The organism is Pseudomonas sp. TE12234 (assembly GCF_054061835.1).
This window is the reverse complement of sequence record NZ_JBSSEP010000004.1, coordinates 291,720-308,961: the sequence shown is the minus strand read 5'-3', so window position 1 is coordinate 308,961 and position 17,242 is coordinate 291,720. Positions and strand designations below refer to the sequence as shown.

The following is a 17,242-nucleotide window of genomic DNA, read 5'->3' as shown; positions in this document are numbered from 1 at the left end:
GATGACTGTTTAATGAAATTAATCAATTAATCCAGCCAAAAAAACAACTTAACAAATCAATCTTGCAGCGAGACACTCCATCCCATACGGCTAGCCAGCCGCCCACAAAGAATAAAAGAGGTGCATATGGCAGGTTTCGACAAGCGCGTGAGTTCCTACGAGGAAGCTCTGGCAGGTCTTGAAGACGGCATGACCGTGATCGCCGGCGGCTTCGGCCTGTGCGGGATCCCGGAAAACCTGATCGCCGAGATCAAGCGCAAGGGCACACGCGACCTCACCGTCGTCTCCAACAACTGCGGCGTCGACGGTTTCGGGCTCGGCGTATTGCTGACCGACCGCCAGATCAGCAAAGTCGTGGCCTCCTACGTCGGCGAAAACAAGCTGTTCGAAGAACAACTGCTCAAGGGCGAAATCGAAGTCATCCTGACCCCGCAAGGCACCCTCGCCGAAAAAATGCGCGCAGGCGGCGCCGGCATCCCCGCGTTCTTCACCGCCACGGGTGTCGGCACTCCGGTTGCCGAAGGCAAGGAAGTGCGCGAATTCCATGGCCGCAAGTACTTGATGGAAGAATCCATCACCGGTGACTTCGCCATTGTCAAAGGCTGGAAAGCCGACCATTTCGGCAACGTGATCTACCGCCACACCGCCCAGAACTTCAACCCGCTGGCCGCCACCGCCGGCAAGATCACCGTGGTCGAAGTCGAGGAAATCGTCGAGCCCGGCGAGCTGGAGCCGTCGCAGATCCACACCCCTGGCATCTACGTCGACCGGATCATTTGCGGCACGTTCGAGAAGCGCATCGAACAGCGCACCGTGCGTAAGTGATCCCCTGCCCCCGGACCGAATGAAGGAATAACAACAATGGCACTTTCCCGCGAACAAATGGCTCAACGCGTCGCCCGCGAAATGCAGGACGGCTTCTACGTGAACCTGGGCATCGGCATTCCGACCCTGGTCGCCAACTACATCCCCGAAGGCATGGAAGTCATGCTGCAGTCGGAAAACGGCCTGCTCGGCATGGGTCCTTTTCCCACTGAAGAAACCATCGATGCCGACATGATCAACGCCGGCAAACAAACCGTGACCGCCCGCATCGGCGCTTCGATCTTTTCCTCGGCCGAGTCCTTCGCGATGATCCGCGGTGGCCATGTCGACCTGACGGTGCTGGGCGCCTTCGAAGTCGACGTACACGGCAACATCGCCTCCTGGATGATTCCCGGCAAACTGGTCAAGGGCATGGGCGGCGCCATGGACCTGGTGGCCGGTGCAGAAAACATCATCGTCATCATGACCCACGCGTCCAAGGACGGTGAGTCCAAGCTGTTGTCCCAATGCAGCCTGCCGCTGACCGGCGCCGGTTGCATCAAGCGCGTGCTGACCGACCTGGCCTACCTGGAAATCGAAAATGGCGCTTTTGTCCTCAAGGAACGCGCTCCAGGCGTCAGCGTCGAAGAGATCGTTGCCAAAACCGCCGGTAAACTGATCGTGCCGGACCACGTTCCGGAAATGCAGTTCGCTGACCAGTGAGGAATCATCCCATGCAAGAAGTCGTCATTGTTGCCGCCACACGCACCGCCATCGGCAGTTTCCAGGGTTCCCTGGCAAACGTCTCCGCCGTTGACTTGGGCGCGGCGGTGATCCGTCAGTTGCTGGCGCAAACCGGTCTGGACCCTGCCGAAGTCGATGAAGTGATCATGGGCCAGGTGTTGACCGCCGGCGCCGGGCAAAACCCTGCGCGCCAGGCGTCGATCAAGGCCGGCCTGCCCTTCGCCGTGCCCGCCATGACCCTTAACAAGGTCTGCGGCTCCGGCCTCAAGGCCCTGCATCTGGGCGCCCAGGCCATCCGTTGCGGCGACGCCGAGGTGATCATCGCTGGCGGCCAGGAAAACATGAGCCTGTCCAACTACGTCATGCCCGGCGCTCGCACCGGCCTGCGCATGGGTAACGCGCAGCTCGTCGACACCATGATCAGTGACGGTCTGTGGGATGCGTTCAACGATTACCACATGGGCATCACCGCCGAAAACCTGGCCGAGAAGTACAGCCTGACCCGCGAGCAGCAAGATGCATTCGCCGCCGCTTCTCAGCAGAAAGCCACCGCTGCCATCGAAGGCGGGCGTTTTGTCGATGAGATCACGCCGATCCTGATTCCCCAGCGCAAGGGCGATCCGCTGTCCTTCGCCACCGATGAGCAGCCACGGGCCGGCACCACCGCCGAATCCCTGGGCAAGCTCAAACCCGCCTTCAAAAAGGACGGTTCGGTGACCGCCGGTAACGCTTCGTCGCTCAACGACGGTGCCGCCGCCGTGATCCTGATGAGCGCTGAAAAAGCCAAGGCCCTGGGCCTGCCGGTGCTGGCGAAAATCGCGGCCTACGCTAACGCTGGCGTGGACCCGGCGATCATGGGCATCGGCCCGGTGTCGGCGACCCGTCGTTGCCTGGACAAAGCCGGCTGGTCCATCGACCAGCTTGACCTGATCGAAGCCAACGAAGCCTTCGCCGCGCAATCCCTGGCAGTGGCCAAGGACCTGGAATGGGACCTGAACAAGGTCAACGTCAACGGCGGCGCCATCGCTTTGGGCCATCCGATCGGTGCGTCGGGTTGCCGGGTACTGGTGACGCTGCTGCACGAAATGATCAAGCGTGACGCCAAGAAAGGCCTCGCCACCCTGTGCATCGGTGGTGGTCAGGGCGTGGCTCTGGCGATCGAACGGGCGTAAAGCGTTCAACAGGCTGCGCGGGGACCCACGAAGAACCGTTGCAGCCTGGTAAAACACCCGGTGTGACTCAGGTCGCACCGGGTTCTTTTTGCCCGGGTTTCAGGCAAATCTGACCAGGTTCAAGATCGGCAAAGGTCCGCCCGGAAACTGCGCCAGCCTGGCCCCGACACTCAGCGTCCCCAGATCGATCCCGAAAAACCCCACTCGCTCGATCAAGTCCACCACCTGCGCTTTGGCGTCGGCATCGTCACCCGAGACAAACAGCACTCGCCGTCCGCCCTCTGCTGCCGGATCACGCTCAAGCAATCCCGCCGCCAGGTGATTGAAAGCCTTGACCACCCGCGCACCGGGCACCCACTCGGCGAACACTTCGCTGGACATACGGCCTTGCAGATCTATTGCCTTGAACGTTGGTGCCTCTATCGAGTTGTTGGCATCGATCACGATCCGCCCGTCAAACGCCGGCAGACCCGCCAGCGCGGCAGGCAATTTCGACCAGTTCACGGCTACCAGCACGATAGGCTGGGCGGCCGCCTCTTCACGGGTGCCGGCGCGAGCGGTCGGTCCGAGTTCTGCCACCAGTGACGCCAGGCTTTCAGGGCCGCGACTGTTGGCGATGACCAGTTCAATGCCTTGACGCGACAGTGCTCTGGCAAATGCTGCGCCGATTGCGCCGGCGCCGATGATTCCGATGGTGCTCATGGTTTTTCACTCCGAGGGGTGGTGGTTGGAGTGAATACTGCACTTGCCATTAGCGCTTGATTAGCCGGTAATAAATTGAATGATCTTCAAGCATTGCTATCAGGTGTCGCCCCATGGAAACCCTCGCCAACCTTGAATCCTTTGTGCGCAGCGCCGAAACGGGGAGTTTTTCCGCCGCCGCGCGGTTGCTCGCACTGACGCCTGCGGCGGTCAGCCGCAATGTGGCAATACTCGAGCGCAACATCGGCGTACGGCTGTTTCAGCGCTCGACGCGCAAATTGTCCCTCACGCAAGCCGGCGAACGTTTTCTGGCCGACATCGGCGGTAATCTGGAGGCACTGCAAACGGCGATCAGCGCCGTGAGCAGCGACCGTGGCGAACCCGCCGGCGTGCTCAAGGTGAGCCTGCCGCCGACGTTTGGCATCAGCCATGTGTTGCCATTGCTTCCAGCCTTTCTCGCGCGTTACCCATTAATCCGCCCCGAATGGCACTTCGAAAATCGCCAGGTGGACTTGATCGCTGAAGGCTATGACGCCGCCATCGGTGGGGCCTTCGAGCTAACGCCAGGGGTCGTGTCAAGGAAACTCGCGGTGGCGGATATTGTGGCCGTGGCCTCCCCTGCGTACCTGGCAGGGCAACCCCTGCCGGGCCACCCTTCAGAGTTGTCACGACTCAATGGCATCGTGATGCGCGGCAGCCGCACCGGACGCATTCGCCAATGGCTCATGCAAGATGGCGCCGGCAATGCAGCCACAGCCAGCCTGAACGAGAACATCGTGCTCAATGACCCGGCGGCCATGCGCGAAGCGGCAATTCTTGGCTTGGGCGTCACCCTGCTGATCCTGCCCGACGTACAAGCGCCTATTCAGCGCGGCGAACTGGTACGCGTGCTGCCGGACTGGCATGCCGATGCGGGGGCTATTTCACTGTATTACCCGAGCCGGACGCTGATGCCGGCCAAGACGCGGGTGTTCATTGACTACATGGTCGAGGCGTTTCACCGCGACAGCGTGTGAGGGTTCATCGCCAGGACCATAGAACCTTTGTTCACTGTCGGCACAACGTTGCTGTCACTCACCCCAGAAACTGCAGGATCAACCAGGCGTTCGCCCCGCTGATCAGCACAAACAACTCCCACGCCAAGTCGGGTTGTTGGCGATGAAGTGGCTGCCTCCGATTAGGGTGTTGATGAGGGTAAAGCTTTCGCTGGCAAGCCAACTCCTAAAGGGGTGTGAGAGGGTCAGATGAAAAGTTGTATACAATAATTCTAACTCTATAGAGCAATCCACTGTTCGCAATGCTAACGTTGCCGCCTGAAACAGATTGGAGATGTGCGTGTGCTGATGCTCAAACTGCTGGTCATTCCGGGATTTCTGCTGCTCATTTCCCTGGCCGGTAAACGCTGGGGGCCGAGCGTGGCCGGTTGGCTGTCCGGATTGCCGGTGGTGGTCGGGCCGATTCTGTTCTTCCTCGCCATCGAACAAGGGATCGCCTTCGCTGCGCAATCGGCCACGGCGGCCCTGTCGGCGATGTTCGCGATGATCGCCTTCTGTGTGACCTACGCACAGGTTGCCCAACGCACGGGATGGCCGCTGGCGCTAGGGGCTTCGCTGCTGGTGTGGGCCACGGCGGCGGTGCTGCTGTCGTTGATCCCGCCGTCGCTGCCATTGTCAGTGATCGCCGCCGCAACGGCACTGCTGGCCGCGCCCTACCTGTTCCCGTCGGTACAGCCGATCGTGTCAGGCCCGGCACCGAAGTCCGACAAACTGCTGCTGCGCATGATGGCCGGCGCCTTGCTGACTCTTGCGGTCACCTTGCTCGCCAGCACCGTGGGCGATCGCTGGAGCGGCTTGCTCGCCGTGTTCCCGGTGCTGGGCAGCGTGATGGCGGTGTTTTCCCAGCAAACCCGTGGTCCGGCGTTTACCGCTGCCCTGCTGCGGGCGACGGCAACCGGGATGTACTCGTTCTCGGCCTTTTGCCTGGTCCTGGCGCTGGCATTGCCTGAACTCGGGATGCACGCATTCACCCTTGGAGTGGCGGTATCGGTGGCGATGCTGGGGGTGACCAAACGCTTGCTGGCGCGGCCCGTCGGCCCGATGGCGGCGGAGGCTGGACGAACCGCGATCAAGCGCTAAGCTGCATCTGGTCATCGGGCAAGGAAGTCGCCCGTTCAACGACCTGAAGGAACAGACATGACCACGTCTCGCGTCCGTACTGCTCACGCCGCCACAGCGGTCGGCGTGATTGCGATCTTCCTCTGGTCCTGCCTGGCGTTGTTGACCACCCTCACCGAAGGCATCCCCCCCTTTGAATTGCTGACACTGAGTTTCGCCGTGGCCTTTGCCGCGAGCCTGATGATTCTCGGCCGTCGGGGCCTCAGTGGTTTCAGGAGCTGGCGCCAACCCTGGGCTGTATGGGCGACGGGCTTTGTCGGCATTTTCGTTTATCACGCGCTGTATTTTTTCGCGCTCAAATCCGCGCCAGCGGCCGAAGCCAGTCTGATCAACTACCTGTGGCCACTGTTGCTGGTGCTGCTCTCGGCGTTTGCCGCCGGAGAAAAACTGCACAAGCGACAGGTGCTCGGCGCGGTGCTGGGCCTGGCCGGCACGGCCTTCATCATGCAACAACGCGGCACGGAGACGTCCGCCGCCACGCCCTTCGCCGGCTACCTGGCGGCGTTCGGCTGTGCAGTAATCTGGGCCGGATACTCCGTGTTCAATCGACGATTCAGCGAAGTGCCCAGCAGCACCATCGGCGGCATCTGCGGCATGTCCGCAGCAGCGGGGCTGGTTTGCCATTGGGTGCTGGAAACCACTATTTGGCCGAATGCGAGCCAATGGACAGCCATTATCGTCCTCGGCCTGGGGCCGGCGGGGCTGGCGTTCTTTGCCTGGGACCACGCGACCAAACACGGCAGTCTGGCCACGCTGGGGGCGCTGTCTTACCTGGCGCCGCTGATTTCCACCGTGCTGCTGATTCTGATCGGGCGCAGCCATGCCAGCCCGATCCTGATGATCCCCGCCTTACTGATCATTGCTGGCGCGGTGATCGCCACGTCGCAACCCCTCGGCAAATCCCCTGCAACACCTTCGATGGTTTCGCACGACTAGAGCAAAAACCTCGTACGTCATTCGAACGGGTTTCATCCAACATCAGCCTCAGTTCACAACCCACCACTGACTGAGGCCTACACCATGAAATTCTTTTTCCACCCTTCGCCCAACCCGATGAAAGTCGCCCTGCTGCTCGAAGAACTGCAAACGCCTTATGAATTGATCGGCGTCGATACCTTCAAGGGCGAGCAACATCTGGCGGACTTTCTGGCGATCAACCCGAACGCCAAGGTGCCAGCCCTGGTCGATGGCGACGCCACGGTTTTCGACTCGCAAGCGATCCTGCTGCACCTGGCGCAAAAACATCAGCGCTTCCTGCCCACCACCGCTGCCGGCAATGCCGAACTGCTGTCGTGGCTGATGTTCATCGCCACCGGCCTCTCGCCGTTCTCCGGCCAGGCCGTGCACTTTCTGCACCACGCACCGGAAGACTTGCCTTACGCGAAAAACCGCTACCTCAAGGAAGTCGAGCGTCACTACCGCGTGCTCGACCAGCGCCTGGCCAATCACCCGTACCTGGCCGGCGACACCTACAGCATCGCCGACATGGCACTCTGGGGCTGGGCCAATTACGCGCCGTACATCCTGGGCGAAAACGGCCTGGCCGCCTACCCGAACGTCAAGCGCCTGTTCGATGAAATCAGCGCCCGCCCCGCAGCCCAACGTGCTCACGGCCTGAAAGCTCAACTGGTGCTGAAAGCTGAATTCGACGAAGAAACCCGCCGCAACCTGTTCCCGCAGAACCAGGCTCAATAACCCGATCCCCTCTGGAGGTGATCAAAAGCTATCCGGTGCGCCGGGAGGCTTGACTGCGCCAGACCTTGTGGCGAGGCCCCCACCATGTACTGGCTTCATCCCCCTGCGACGGATGATTCGTAGAACGAACAGGGAAATTTCCGACGGCATTTCAAGGTTGGCCGTCGGAAGCCCGGGAACTACGATTTGCCCGGGCGGGAGTCGTCAACCGGCACTTTGGCAAGGTGTACTTCATCCAGACAGCAACGACAACTCGCCACATACCCATTAGACTGACAAGCATTGATTCCGGAGGCCACCATGAGCGCCGAACTTTCCCCCATCGTTTCAGAATTCGAAACCGAAGAGCAGGCCGCCAGCTACGACCGTTGGTTCCGCGCAAAGGTGCAGGCTTCATTGGATGATCCACGCCCAAGTATCCCGCACGATCAAGTGATGGCTGAAATGCGAGCCCTTATCGAATCGAAGCGCAACAAGCGCGATGCTGGTTGAGTGGCGGCCTGAAGCGCGGGCCGAACTCTGGCAAATCCTTGATTACATTGGCGAACGTAACGTGGCAGCAGCGATCGACCTGTCCCAAGCCATCGAGACTGCGACTTCAGCCCTTCCTGAACACCCCTATCTCTATCGATTTGGCCGAGTGCCCGGTACCCGGGAAATTGTTGTGCACCCCAACTACCTGGTGGTTTATCAAGTAACGGATCGAATCGAGATCGTGAGCGTTTTACACGCCAGGCAGGAATACCCCTGACCATCAGTGACCGTCCGTTAGTCCGCACTGGAACCCGCCATAACCTCCATGGGATGATCGCCGCCCCATCGCGCGACCATCCCTGGAGATTCCGAATGTCACTGTTGAGTAAAAAAGCCGTTGTTCTGTTGCTGGCAGCGGTGGCCAGTCTGGGGGCTTTGAATGCGCAGGCCGCCAAGGCCACTGCCAAGGAGACGGCATCGACGCAGAAAGTCTCGATGCTCGGCGGCAAGTTCACCTTCACCCTGCCCAAGGGCTTCATCGCCAACCCGCTGCCGACCAGTCCCACCGGCGCGAGCGGCACCATGTACAGCAACGAAACCACCAAGACCGTGGTGATCGCTGCTGAAAACAGCCTGCCGGAAGGCGTCCAGGTCAAGGACAACGACGGCGCATTTCTCGACGGCACCGTGGCCGACTTCGACGCTGCCCAACGCAAGGCCCTGCCGGATTACAACAAACTCAGTGAAAAAAGCCTGACCCTGAAAGGTAACGGGCTGGGCTTGCGCCAGGTCGACAGCACCGCCACCCAGGGTGGTGGTCAGACCCTCAATACGACGTTGATGGCAGCGTCCGGCAGTCACATGACCGTGGTCCAGGTGATTTCCCGTCCCGGCGACATGGCTGCCCACGAAAACCTGATCAAGCAGATCGTCAGCGGCAAATAAGCATCAAGGATTGAGCCGCTGCAACCAGGCACTCAAGTCCTGCACCTCGTCGGCGCTGATGTTGTGGCCAACCCCTTGGTAGGCATGAAACTCGGGTTCGAGTGACACGCTCTTGAGCAGGCGCTCGGCGTCGGTGCCGTCACTGAACGGCAGACGTTTATCCGCCGTGCCATGCCCGATGAAAATCGCCAGTGACTGGCGTTTTTCATCGGGTTGCAGCTCGGACTCGAGCACCGGCAGAATCCGCCCGCTCAACGCCGCGATCCCGCCCACCGCGTCGGGGTGGCGCAGGCCGACCTCATAAGACATGATCGCCCCCTGGCTGAACCCCACCAGAAACACCTTGTCAGGCCCGGTGTGATATTTCGTCGCCGCCTGGGCGATGAAGTCCAGGAGCAATTGAGCGCTGGACTTCAGATCATCGGTTTCGCCGTTATAGGCACCCTCGCCCTTCTTGCGAAACCACTGGTAACTGCCCTCTTCCATCGCCATCGGCGCACGGACCGACAGGTAGGTGTATTGCGCGGGCAAGTCGTCCTTGATGCCGAACAGATCCTGCTCGTTACTGCCGTAACCGTGGAGGAAAATCACCAGGGGCTGATCGCGGGAGTCGATGCTGGCCTGCTCCAGGTACTTGAGCGGCAGATCGGTGTGCAAAGGGGTTTGAGCGTGGACAGCGGCGGACGCCAGCAGCGTGAGCAGAGCAAGAAATCTCAACATGGACCTTCCTTCACAGTGCGCAGGATTCGGGACAGAGCCTAACATCTCTTCCCGGCTACGCACTCCCCTGTAAAAGCGTTGGCTTGCCAGCGATGGCGATCTCAACGACCCCATCACTGGCAAGCCAGCGCTGCCGAGGTGAATCGGCTCAGTCGTTGATCAGCTTGCCCGCCCGAATCGGATCGCGCCCGGCGACTTTCGCCTGCCAGGTACCCGGTTGGGTGTAACGTCCGCGGTCGATGGCGAACAACACGCCGCTGGTGCCGGCGCGAACGGTGGTGACCTTGTCGTTCAGCGGGTCGACCACTTCAAACAGCGCGTCGCCCTTCTCCACCCACTCGCCGGCATCGCGCAGGAAGCTGACCACGCCGTGATGCGGCGCGAACAGGTATTCAGTGCCTTCGAACGGCATGCCTTCACAGCATTGCGCCGGCGCCGCTGGCCAGGTGCCCTTGATGAAGCCCTGTTCGGCGAGGAAGCCGAGAATAGCCTCGCAATTGGCTTGGGCCTGATCGACGCGAGTGTCGCCCATGCTGCCCAGCTCCAGCGTGGTCGCCAGGTTGGCTGGTGGAATGGCAGCCTCGGGGAACGCCCTGGCCAGACGCAACCACGGCGAGGAACACGACTCGTCGAACGAGCTGCCACCAGAGTCTTCACACAGCAACGCGACGCCGGCCTTCAGGCGCGCGGCCAGGGATTGCCACTGTGGCCAGTGTTGCGGCAGGGCGTAAATGTGAATCGCCGCGTCGAAATCGCAATGCAGGTCCAGGGTGATATCCGCGTCGCAAGCATGGCGCAGCAACAGGCGATGCATGGCTTCCAGCTGCGAAGCCGGGCTTGGCAGACTGTCGAGCACCTGCCCCATGGTCTGGCGAATCAGCGCGATGTTGGCCTCGGCATCCCCGCCCAGGCGATCACCGATCAACTGCGCCACCGGTGCGCTGAGCTCGACGAACGAGCGGTTGAAATTCTTGCCGCTGCCCAGCTCGAAGCGGCCCATGTGGCTGCCTTGCAGGTGCTGATCCAGACCAATGGGGTTGGCCACCGGCACCAGTTCGATCACACCTTGCAACTGGCCCTGGCTTTCCAGCTCGGTCAGGCGCTTTTTCAGTTCCCAGGCGGTACGCATGCCCGGCAGCTCGTCGGCGTGCAGGCTGGCCTGGATGTAGACCTTGCGAGTACCCGCGCCATAACGGAACACGCTGAGGGTGCGTTCCGTTCCCAGATGGCTCCAGGGCAGAGAGTGGTTGATGCGTTGCATGGGGCGCTCCGATATCAGCGGCATCAAGATCCCTTGTGGGAGCGAGCTTGATCGCGAAGAGGTCGGCACATTCAACATTGATGTTGCCTGACACAACGCCTTCGCGAGCAAGTTCGCTTCCACAAGAGACCGCGGCCTGATTGCAAATCATAAAAAAATGGCAGCCGCGTCAACGGCTGCCATTTTCCTGGAACGGCTCGGTTATTCCTTGCCGTAAACGTCAAACTTGAAGTACTTGTCCTGCACTTGCTTGTACTTGCCGTTGGCGCGGATTTCGGTGATAGCGGTGTTGAACTTGTCCGCCAGTTCCTTATCACCCTTGCGCACGGCAATACCGGCGCCGCCACCGAAGTATTTCGGATCGTTGTACTCAGGGCCTACGAACGCGAAACCTTTACCGGCGTCGGTTTTCAGGAAACCGTCGTCCAGGTTGACCGAGTCGGCCAGCAGCGCGTCAATGCGTCCCGATACCATGTCCAGGTTGGCTTCCTGCTGGGAACCGTAGCGAACCAGGTCGATTCCGGCCGGTACCAGCACTTCAGTGGCAAAGCGGTCGTGGGTACTGGCGCGCAGCACACCGACTTTCTTGCCTTTGAGTTCGGTCAGCGGGTCCTTCACATCGGTGCCTTCCTTCATCACGAAGCGCGCCGGGGTATGGTAGTACTTGATGGTGAAATCGACGTTCTTCTTGCGGTCGTCGGTGATGGTCATGGACGACAGGATGGCGTCGATTTTCTTGACCTTCAGTGCCGGGATCAGGCCGTCGAACTCTTGCTCGACCCAGGTGCACTTCACTTTCATCTGTTCGCACAGGGCGTCGCCAATGTCCACGTCAAAACCGGTCAGTTTGCCGTCCGGGGTTTTCATCGAGAACGGTGGGTAGCCGGCTTCGATACCGATACGGATCGGCTTGGCGTCTTCGGCCACGGCGGTCAGGGACAGCATCGACAGTGCCAGGGCACCGAACATCACTAGCTTCTTCATTTATAACTCCTGTGTGCGGAGGCTTTTATTGGCAGCTTTCGATTATCAGCTTTCGGTCGGTAGCTTTTGGCTGGTAAAAACCGAAGTGGCCGGCAGTCTAGAGTGGCTTCAGGAGGGCAAATTGTGCTGAAGCGACAAATACTTACAGAAAAGTGGCCACAGGAAAGAAGGCCATTGTGGTGTGCGCCATCGCGGTGCAAAGACTGTCAGATAATCCGCTAATTGGGAAAATACCTACAAGGAATTGACTGTTTTCCGACCCAAGAGTCGCGCTGGCGACACAGCACTTTTTGCGGCACATTGGCCGCCCACCCGCCCCTGAAGAGATGCGTGATGCCTTCCTTGAATCTGATCCAGCACCATCCCGCCGAAGGTCCCGGCGCTATCGCCCTGTGGGCCGAATCCCGTGGTGTGACGCTGAACGTTTTTCGCGCCGACCTGGGTCAACTGCCGCCCGTGAGCGCCGCGCCGCTGATTTTGCTGGGCGGGCCTTTCGAGTCCAACGCCGGTCCGGCATGGCTGGCGGCCGAACGGCAGTGGCTGGCAGCCAGCCTGGACCAAGGCGCGGCGGTGTTCGCCATTTGCCTGGGTGCCCAATTGCTGGCGTTGAGCCTGGGCGGGAATGTGCGGCGCATGGAGCGTACCGAGACCGGATGGACCACCGTGCACTTCGTCGATGGCCGGAGCCTGAACGTGTTGGAGTGGCATGAAGACGCCATCGACCTGCCGGCGAATGCGCAGTTGCTGGCCAGCAGCGAGCAGTGTGAACAGCAGATGTACCGCGTCGGGCCGACGCGGCTGGGCCTGCAGTTTCATCCGGAGTGGAATGCCGAATCGGTGGCGGTTCTGAATGAGTATTTTGCGGATGAATCGCCATTGCCGCGGGGTCAGCAGGACAGCGCCGCCCATGCAACCGTATTCGAGTGGTTGCAGGGGACGCTGGATGGGTGGTGGGAGGCATCTTCAGGCACACGCTGAACCGGTGAACCTGAGTACGCGATCGTCAAAAGAATTGAGTCGACTGATTTGGGGCCGCTTCGCGGCCCAGCGGGAGCAAGCTCCCTCGCCACAGTTGATCAGCATTCACACCCTATCGTCGCTTTGGCTGGACGTTGCACTGTGACGCTCAATTCAAACCCCTCATCCAGCCACCCGGTCACGCCACCGATCATCTCCTTGACCGGATAACCCAGCGCCGCCAGTTTCACCGCCGCCTTGTTCGCGCCGTTGCAGTGAGGGCCGGCGCAATAGACCACGAACAGGGTGTTTTTCGGGTAAGCCGCCAGGCCTTCAGCACTGAGCAAGCGCCCTGGAATATTGATCGCTCCGGGTACATGCCCGCGCTCGAACGCCAGCGGCCCGCGCACGTCCAACAGCGTGAAATCAACTTCGCCAGCGGCCTGACTGCCATGGACGTCGGAACAATCGGTTTCGAACGTCAGGCGATTGCTGAAGTGCATCAGGGCAATGGCCGAAGGGGCGGCGGGAATTTCGCGAACCAGGCTGGTCATGGGCAGTACTCCTAAGTGTCGTTGGGTGTGAGCAGACTTTATCCGCCTGCCCATTCTCGCTAAAGTGGCGTACAAGACACTCACCGGGAATTTTCCGCCAAATGCAACCCACCCCTGGATTGGTCGCCATTCTGGCCTACGACGGCCTCTGTACATTCGAGTTCGGCATCGCCGTCGAAATCTTCGGCCTGGCGCGGCCGGAGTTCGAATTCCCTTGGTACGAGCACAGCATCGCCGCTGTCGATCAGGGCCCGATGCGCGCCATGGGTGGCATCCAGGTGCTGGCCGACGGCGGCCTGGAACTGCTCGAACAGGCCCGGACCATCATCATCCCCGGCTGGCGTGATCGTCAGGCAGCGGTGCCCGAGGCATTGCTCGCCGCCCTGCGCCAGGCCCATGCCCGGGGCGCACGGCTGCTGTCGATCTGTTCCGGAGTATTCGTGCTGGCCGCCACCGGTTTGCTCGATGGTCACCGTGCGACCACGCACTGGCGTTACACTACGGAGTTGGCGGAACGCTTCCCGAACATTCGGGTGGACCCCGATGTGCTGTATGTCGACTCAGGCCAGTTGATTACCTCAGCCGGCAGCGCTGCCGGCATCGATGCTTGCCTGCATCTGGTGGCTCGGGACTTCGGCACACAAGTGGCCAATTCGGTGGCACGGCGGCTGGTGATGTCGCCGCAACGCACCGGCGGCCAGGCGCAATTCATTCCGATGCCGGTCAGTCCTGCGCCGCGCAGTGATCTTTCCCGCGTCATGCAGTGGGCACGCGAGCGCCTGCATGAACCGCTGGAAGTGCGTGATCTGGCCAGCGAAGCGGCGATGAGCGAGCGGACATTCCTGCGCCGCTTCACCGAAGCCAGCGGCCAGTCACCCAAGGCCTGGCTGCAACATGAACGCCTGGGCCGCGCCCGCGAACTGCTGGAAAGCACCGATCAAAACACCGAGCAGATTGCCTTGCGCTGTGGTTATCGTTCGGTGGAAAGCTTCCGGGTGGCGTTTCGCAGCGTGGTCGGCGTACCGCCGTCGGTGTATCGGGAGCGCTTTGGGCGTGGGGTCAAGGCGCTTTCTTGAAGTGGCCTTGCGGGCCACGAAGCGGCCCGAACAGACAAGGTAATGCTCAAGGCTTACGCAACAGATAGGTGTCCATGATCCAGCCATTGGCCAGGCGCGCCGCCTTGCGCACCCGTTCGATTTCATCGGCCACGTCCTTGAGCCGGCCGCTGATCAGAATCTCATCCGGCGTCCCCAGGTAGGCGCCCCAGTAAATCTCGGTCTCCTGATCCGCCACCTGTCGGTAAGCGTCCTGGGCATCGAGCATCACCACCAGGCTGTCGGCCTCGCTCACCTGCCCGGCGGCGAGGCGCCGACCCGTGGTGATCTCAACCGAGCGGCCAATCTGATTGAGCGCCACCTTGTGCTGCGCCGCCAACGCCTGAACGCTGGTAATGCCCGGGATCACCTCGTACTCGAACGTACAGGCACCTGAAGCCAGAATCGCCTGCAGGATGCGCAGGGTGCTGTCGTACAACGCCGGGTCGCCCCACACCAGGAAAGCGGCACACTCCTCGTCAGTCATTTCCTCGTTGATCAGCCGTTCGAAGATCCGCTGCCTGGCCTGGTTGAGGTCATCGACACTGGCCCGGTAGTCCGCATCATCGCGATCGCGTTCAGGGCTTCGGGCTTCGACAAAGCGGTAGTGGCGATCCGTGATGTAGCGCTCGCAGATATCGCGGCGCAGGTCGATCAGTTTGTCCTTGCTCCGGCCCTTGTCCATCAGGAAAAACACGTCGACCTTGTTCAACGCCTTCACCGCCTGAATGGTGATGTAGTCGGGATTGCCGGCACCGATGCCGATGACCAGTAGCTTTTTCATCAATACCCTTCCTCGAGGTCGGCTCCCGCCAGGCGAAGTCGCCAGCAACCCTGGAACCTCAGTTCGACGGTCGACAGCGGCTCAACATCTATCAGATTGAACGCTGAACCTTGCAGCACATGCGTCAGCGCGGCGCGGATGACAAACGGATGCGTCACCGCGACCACTTGACCCGGTGTCGCCTGCAGTGTGTCCAGCCAGGCCACCACGCGTTCAGTCACTTGACTCACCGATTCACCACCGTGAGGCGCCGAATCGGGGTCGGCAAGCCAGGACTGGAGCCGTTCGCCTTCGGTTTTTTGCACATCGTTGATTCGCTGACCGCTCCAGCGCCCGAAATCGCAGTCCCGCAGGGCCATGACCACGTCTGCGGCGCTCCCGAACAGTTCGGCGGTCTGCCGGGTACGCTCTTCCGGGCCGCACAACAGTCGCGCATGCTTGAATCGGGCACCACGAGAACCCCGCGCCGATTGCCAATCCATTTCCAGGGATTCGTTCGTGGGAAATCGCGCCAATTTCTGTGCGACGGTTCGAGCGTGGCAGATCAGGGTCAAACGGGTCGCCTGCACAAAGGTTCACTCTGTCGATGGAAAGTCAGTACGGCGCCTCGCCGTCGGTGGTTGTGCAATTGTGCCGCAAGAAAGATTGCCTTGTGGGCCTTTCACTTCGTATTAAAAGCCATTTCCGGCTTGTTTATAGGCAATGCCCTACAAGATGTCCTGACATCCATGTAGCCACCGCCGTACGGACATTTCGCCCTGTTTTCGTGCGTAGAAAAACCCCTCGAAAATTAACTAGACATGCAGTGCGCCTTAAATAAATACTGCTTTCAACGGACTATTAATCCCCCATCCAGCAGGAGCCCGGATGCCTTCTTTCAAAGACCCGAACATCGATTCCCGTCTGGACAGCCCACCGTCCACACTCAAAACACCATGCAATCTGATCAATCCCTGCCGCCGTAATGACCCGGGGTTGATAGCGCGCGCGGCCAACCTCGAGTAGCGACTGAAGACAGTGCGGACCTGGCAAGGCAACCGCCGATTCAATGCGTGGAAACCGACAGCGATAGTCAGGTTCGGTGCAAGCCGCCGGGCCTTTTGATACAGGAGTGCATCCATGCTGGTCTTGCGTCCAGTGGTGTTAACCGACCTGCCCCAATTGCAGCGACTGGCTCGCGAAAGCCTGGTAGGCGTCACGTCCCTGCCGGACGACAGCGAACGCTTGCGCGATAAAATTCTCGATTCCTGCACGTCGTTCGAGCAAACCGTCCAGAGCCCGGGTCCGGAGAATTACTTCTTCGTGCTGGAAGACTCGACGACGCGGCGTCTGGCGGGCTGCTCGGAAATTGTTGCCAGCGCGGGGTTCAGTGAGCCGTTCTACACCCTGCGCAACCGCCACTTCAACAGCGCTTCGCGGGAGCTGAACATCGAACATGGCGTGCCTGCACTGTCGCTCTGCCACGACCTCAACGGCCACACCTTGCTACGCGGCTTTCATATCGATCCACAGCTGGTGCGCACGGCCTATTCCGAATTGTTGTCACGGGCGCGACTGCTGTTCATCGCCGCCCACGCGCCGCGCTTTGCCGACGCGGTCATCACCGAAATCGTCGGTTTCAGCAGCGATGACGGGCATTCACCGTTCTGGGATGCCGTGGGCAAGCACTTCTTCGATTTGCCCTATGTCGAGGCCGAGCGACTCTGCGGACTTGAGAGTCGTGGGTTTCTCGCCGAATTGATGCCGCAGTACCCGATCTACGTGCCGATGCTGCCCCAGGCCGCGCAAGACTGCATCGGCCGAATCCATCCCGATGGCCAGGAGGCCTTCGATATTCTCGAGCGCGAAGGCTTCGAAACCAACAGTTATGTCGATCTCTTTGACGGGGGCCCGACGCTCCATGCACGCACCCGTGGCATCCGTTCCATCGAGCAGAGCCACATCGCTGAAGTGCGGACCGGCTCAGCCATCGACGCCCGTGGCCGCTATCTGGTGAGCAATGACTCGCTGGAAAACTACCGCGCCATCGTCGCCGAACTGGACTACAGCGCCGGGCAGCCCGTGACCCTCGATGCCGCGATGTGCACGGCCCTGAAGGTGAACGAAGGCAGCCTGATCCGGCTGGTTGCCTTGTGATCATTGTCCATGGTCGCGCCCAACGACGATGCCCCGGCAAGC

At 60.8% G+C, this 17,242-nt stretch carries 20 protein-coding genes; 13 read left to right on the top strand and 7 right to left on the bottom strand.

Going from position 1 to position 17,242, the window contains the following annotated elements; genetic code table 11:
• Window positions 1-126 precede the first annotated feature (126 nt).
• Genes ACVWYU_RS09665 through ACVWYU_RS09655 form a run of 3 tightly spaced genes read left to right on the top strand, consistent with a single transcriptional unit; the run spans window position 127 to window position 2,720 of the window.
• On the top strand, window positions 127-825 hold the full coding sequence (locus ACVWYU_RS09665) for a CoA transferase subunit A (RefSeq protein ID WP_047530551.1): 699 nt from the start codon (window positions 127-129) through the stop codon (window positions 823-825).
• A gap of 36 nt (window positions 826-861) precedes the next feature.
• The gene (locus ACVWYU_RS09660) at window positions 862-1,527 is read left to right on the top strand and encodes a CoA transferase subunit B (protein WP_247254316.1); all 666 of its coding nucleotides are present in this window, start codon (window positions 862-864) and stop codon (window positions 1,525-1,527) included.
• Between the two features lie 11 nt (window positions 1,528-1,538).
• The gene (locus tag ACVWYU_RS09655) at window positions 1,539-2,720 is read left to right on the top strand and encodes an acetyl-CoA C-acetyltransferase (protein WP_090319405.1); all 1,182 of its coding nucleotides are present in this window, start codon (window positions 1,539-1,541) and stop codon (window positions 2,718-2,720) included.
• Window positions 2,721-2,819: 99 nt separating this feature from the next.
• Here the strand turns inward: ACVWYU_RS09655 and ACVWYU_RS09650 are convergent, their stop codons facing one another.
• A complete protein-coding gene (locus ACVWYU_RS09650) occupies window positions 2,820-3,422 on the bottom strand; it encodes an NADPH-dependent F420 reductase (protein WP_090319402.1) in 603 nt (200 codons plus the stop codon).
• Between the two features lie 113 nt (window positions 3,423-3,535).
• Here ACVWYU_RS09650 and ACVWYU_RS09645 point away from each other — a divergent pair, with 113 nt between their 5' ends.
• From ACVWYU_RS09645 to ACVWYU_RS09615, 7 genes are all read left to right on the top strand, one after another.
• Window positions 3,536-4,438 (top strand): LysR family transcriptional regulator, encoded by a 903-nt coding sequence (locus tag ACVWYU_RS09645; RefSeq protein ID WP_457372580.1) that lies wholly within the window; start codon window positions 3,536-3,538, stop codon window positions 4,436-4,438.
• A gap of 321 nt (window positions 4,439-4,759) precedes the next feature.
• The gene (locus tag ACVWYU_RS09640; protein WP_457372579.1) at window positions 4,760-5,557 is read left to right on the top strand and encodes a hypothetical protein; all 798 of its coding nucleotides are present in this window, start codon (window positions 4,760-4,762) and stop codon (window positions 5,555-5,557) included.
• A 57-nt stretch (window positions 5,558-5,614) separates the two neighbouring features.
• Complete coding sequence (gene yddG, locus ACVWYU_RS09635; RefSeq protein ID WP_457372578.1) at window positions 5,615-6,532, top strand: aromatic amino acid exporter YddG; 918 nt, start codon at window positions 5,615-5,617, stop codon at window positions 6,530-6,532.
• 84 nt (window positions 6,533-6,616) lie between these two features.
• Window positions 6,617-7,291 carry a glutathione S-transferase family protein gene (locus ACVWYU_RS09630; RefSeq protein WP_457372577.1) on the top strand — a complete coding sequence of 225 codons (675 nt, stop codon included), beginning with the start codon at window positions 6,617-6,619 and terminating at the stop codon, window positions 7,289-7,291.
• Window positions 7,292-7,591: 300 nt separating this feature from the next.
• The gene (gene relB, locus ACVWYU_RS09625; RefSeq protein WP_248914154.1) at window positions 7,592-7,783 is read left to right on the top strand and encodes a type II toxin-antitoxin system RelB family antitoxin; all 192 of its coding nucleotides are present in this window, start codon (window positions 7,592-7,594) and stop codon (window positions 7,781-7,783) included.
• A complete protein-coding gene (locus tag ACVWYU_RS09620; protein WP_457372576.1) occupies window positions 7,773-8,042 on the top strand; it encodes a type II toxin-antitoxin system RelE/ParE family toxin in 270 nt (89 codons plus the stop codon). The genes relB and ACVWYU_RS09620 overlap by 11 nt, the downstream gene beginning before the upstream one ends.
• A gap of 95 nt (window positions 8,043-8,137) precedes the next feature.
• Complete coding sequence (locus ACVWYU_RS09615; RefSeq protein ID WP_457372575.1) at window positions 8,138-8,710, top strand: hypothetical protein; 573 nt, start codon at window positions 8,138-8,140, stop codon at window positions 8,708-8,710.
• Between the two features lie 3 nt (window positions 8,711-8,713).
• Here ACVWYU_RS09615 and ACVWYU_RS09610 read toward each other — a convergent pair whose 3' ends face one another.
• From ACVWYU_RS09610 to ACVWYU_RS09600, 3 genes are all read right to left on the bottom strand, one after another.
• On the bottom strand, window positions 8,714-9,430 hold the full coding sequence (locus tag ACVWYU_RS09610) for an alpha/beta hydrolase (RefSeq protein WP_457372574.1): 717 nt from the start codon (window positions 9,428-9,430) through the stop codon (window positions 8,714-8,716).
• 148 nt (window positions 9,431-9,578) lie between these two features.
• Window positions 9,579-10,691 carry a succinylglutamate desuccinylase/aspartoacylase family protein gene (locus ACVWYU_RS09605; protein ID WP_390955400.1) on the bottom strand — a complete coding sequence of 371 codons (1,113 nt, stop codon included), beginning with the start codon at window positions 10,689-10,691 and terminating at the stop codon, window positions 9,579-9,581.
• A gap of 201 nt (window positions 10,692-10,892) precedes the next feature.
• Window positions 10,893-11,675, bottom strand: a complete 783-nt coding sequence (locus tag ACVWYU_RS09600) for an ABC transporter substrate-binding protein (protein ID WP_090319378.1) — start codon at window positions 11,673-11,675, stop codon at window positions 10,893-10,895.
• A 333-nt stretch (window positions 11,676-12,008) separates the two neighbouring features.
• On the opposite strand from ACVWYU_RS09600, the gene ACVWYU_RS09595 reads away from it, so the two are divergent.
• Entirely contained in the window at window positions 12,009-12,653 is a 645-nt protein-coding gene (locus ACVWYU_RS09595; protein WP_457372573.1) for a type 1 glutamine amidotransferase, read from the top strand.
• 98 nt (window positions 12,654-12,751) lie between these two features.
• Here ACVWYU_RS09595 and ACVWYU_RS09590 read toward each other — a convergent pair whose 3' ends face one another.
• A complete protein-coding gene (locus tag ACVWYU_RS09590; RefSeq protein ID WP_090319374.1) occupies window positions 12,752-13,186 on the bottom strand; it encodes a rhodanese-like domain-containing protein in 435 nt (144 codons plus the stop codon).
• A gap of 101 nt (window positions 13,187-13,287) precedes the next feature.
• Here ACVWYU_RS09590 and ftrA point away from each other — a divergent pair, with 101 nt between their 5' ends.
• Window positions 13,288-14,262, top strand: coding sequence for a transcriptional regulator FtrA (gene ftrA / locus ACVWYU_RS09585; RefSeq protein WP_457372572.1), 975 nt, complete (start codon window positions 13,288-13,290; stop codon window positions 14,260-14,262).
• A gap of 46 nt (window positions 14,263-14,308) precedes the next feature.
• Here the strand turns inward: ftrA and cobF are convergent, their stop codons facing one another.
• The gene (gene cobF, locus ACVWYU_RS09580) at window positions 14,309-15,064 is read right to left on the bottom strand and encodes a precorrin-6A synthase (deacetylating) (protein WP_457372571.1); all 756 of its coding nucleotides are present in this window, start codon (window positions 15,062-15,064) and stop codon (window positions 14,309-14,311) included.
• Window positions 15,064-15,633 carry a histidine phosphatase family protein gene (locus tag ACVWYU_RS09575; protein WP_457372570.1) on the bottom strand — a complete coding sequence of 190 codons (570 nt, stop codon included), beginning with the start codon at window positions 15,631-15,633 and terminating at the stop codon, window positions 15,064-15,066. Before ACVWYU_RS09575 ends, cobF begins: the two co-directional genes overlap by 1 nt.
• 550 nt (window positions 15,634-16,183) lie before the next feature.
• Here ACVWYU_RS09575 and ACVWYU_RS09570 point away from each other — a divergent pair.
• Window positions 16,184-17,200, top strand: coding sequence for an arginine N-succinyltransferase (locus tag ACVWYU_RS09570; RefSeq protein WP_457372569.1), 1,017 nt, complete (start codon window positions 16,184-16,186; stop codon window positions 17,198-17,200).
• Window positions 17,201-17,242 lie beyond the last annotated feature (42 nt).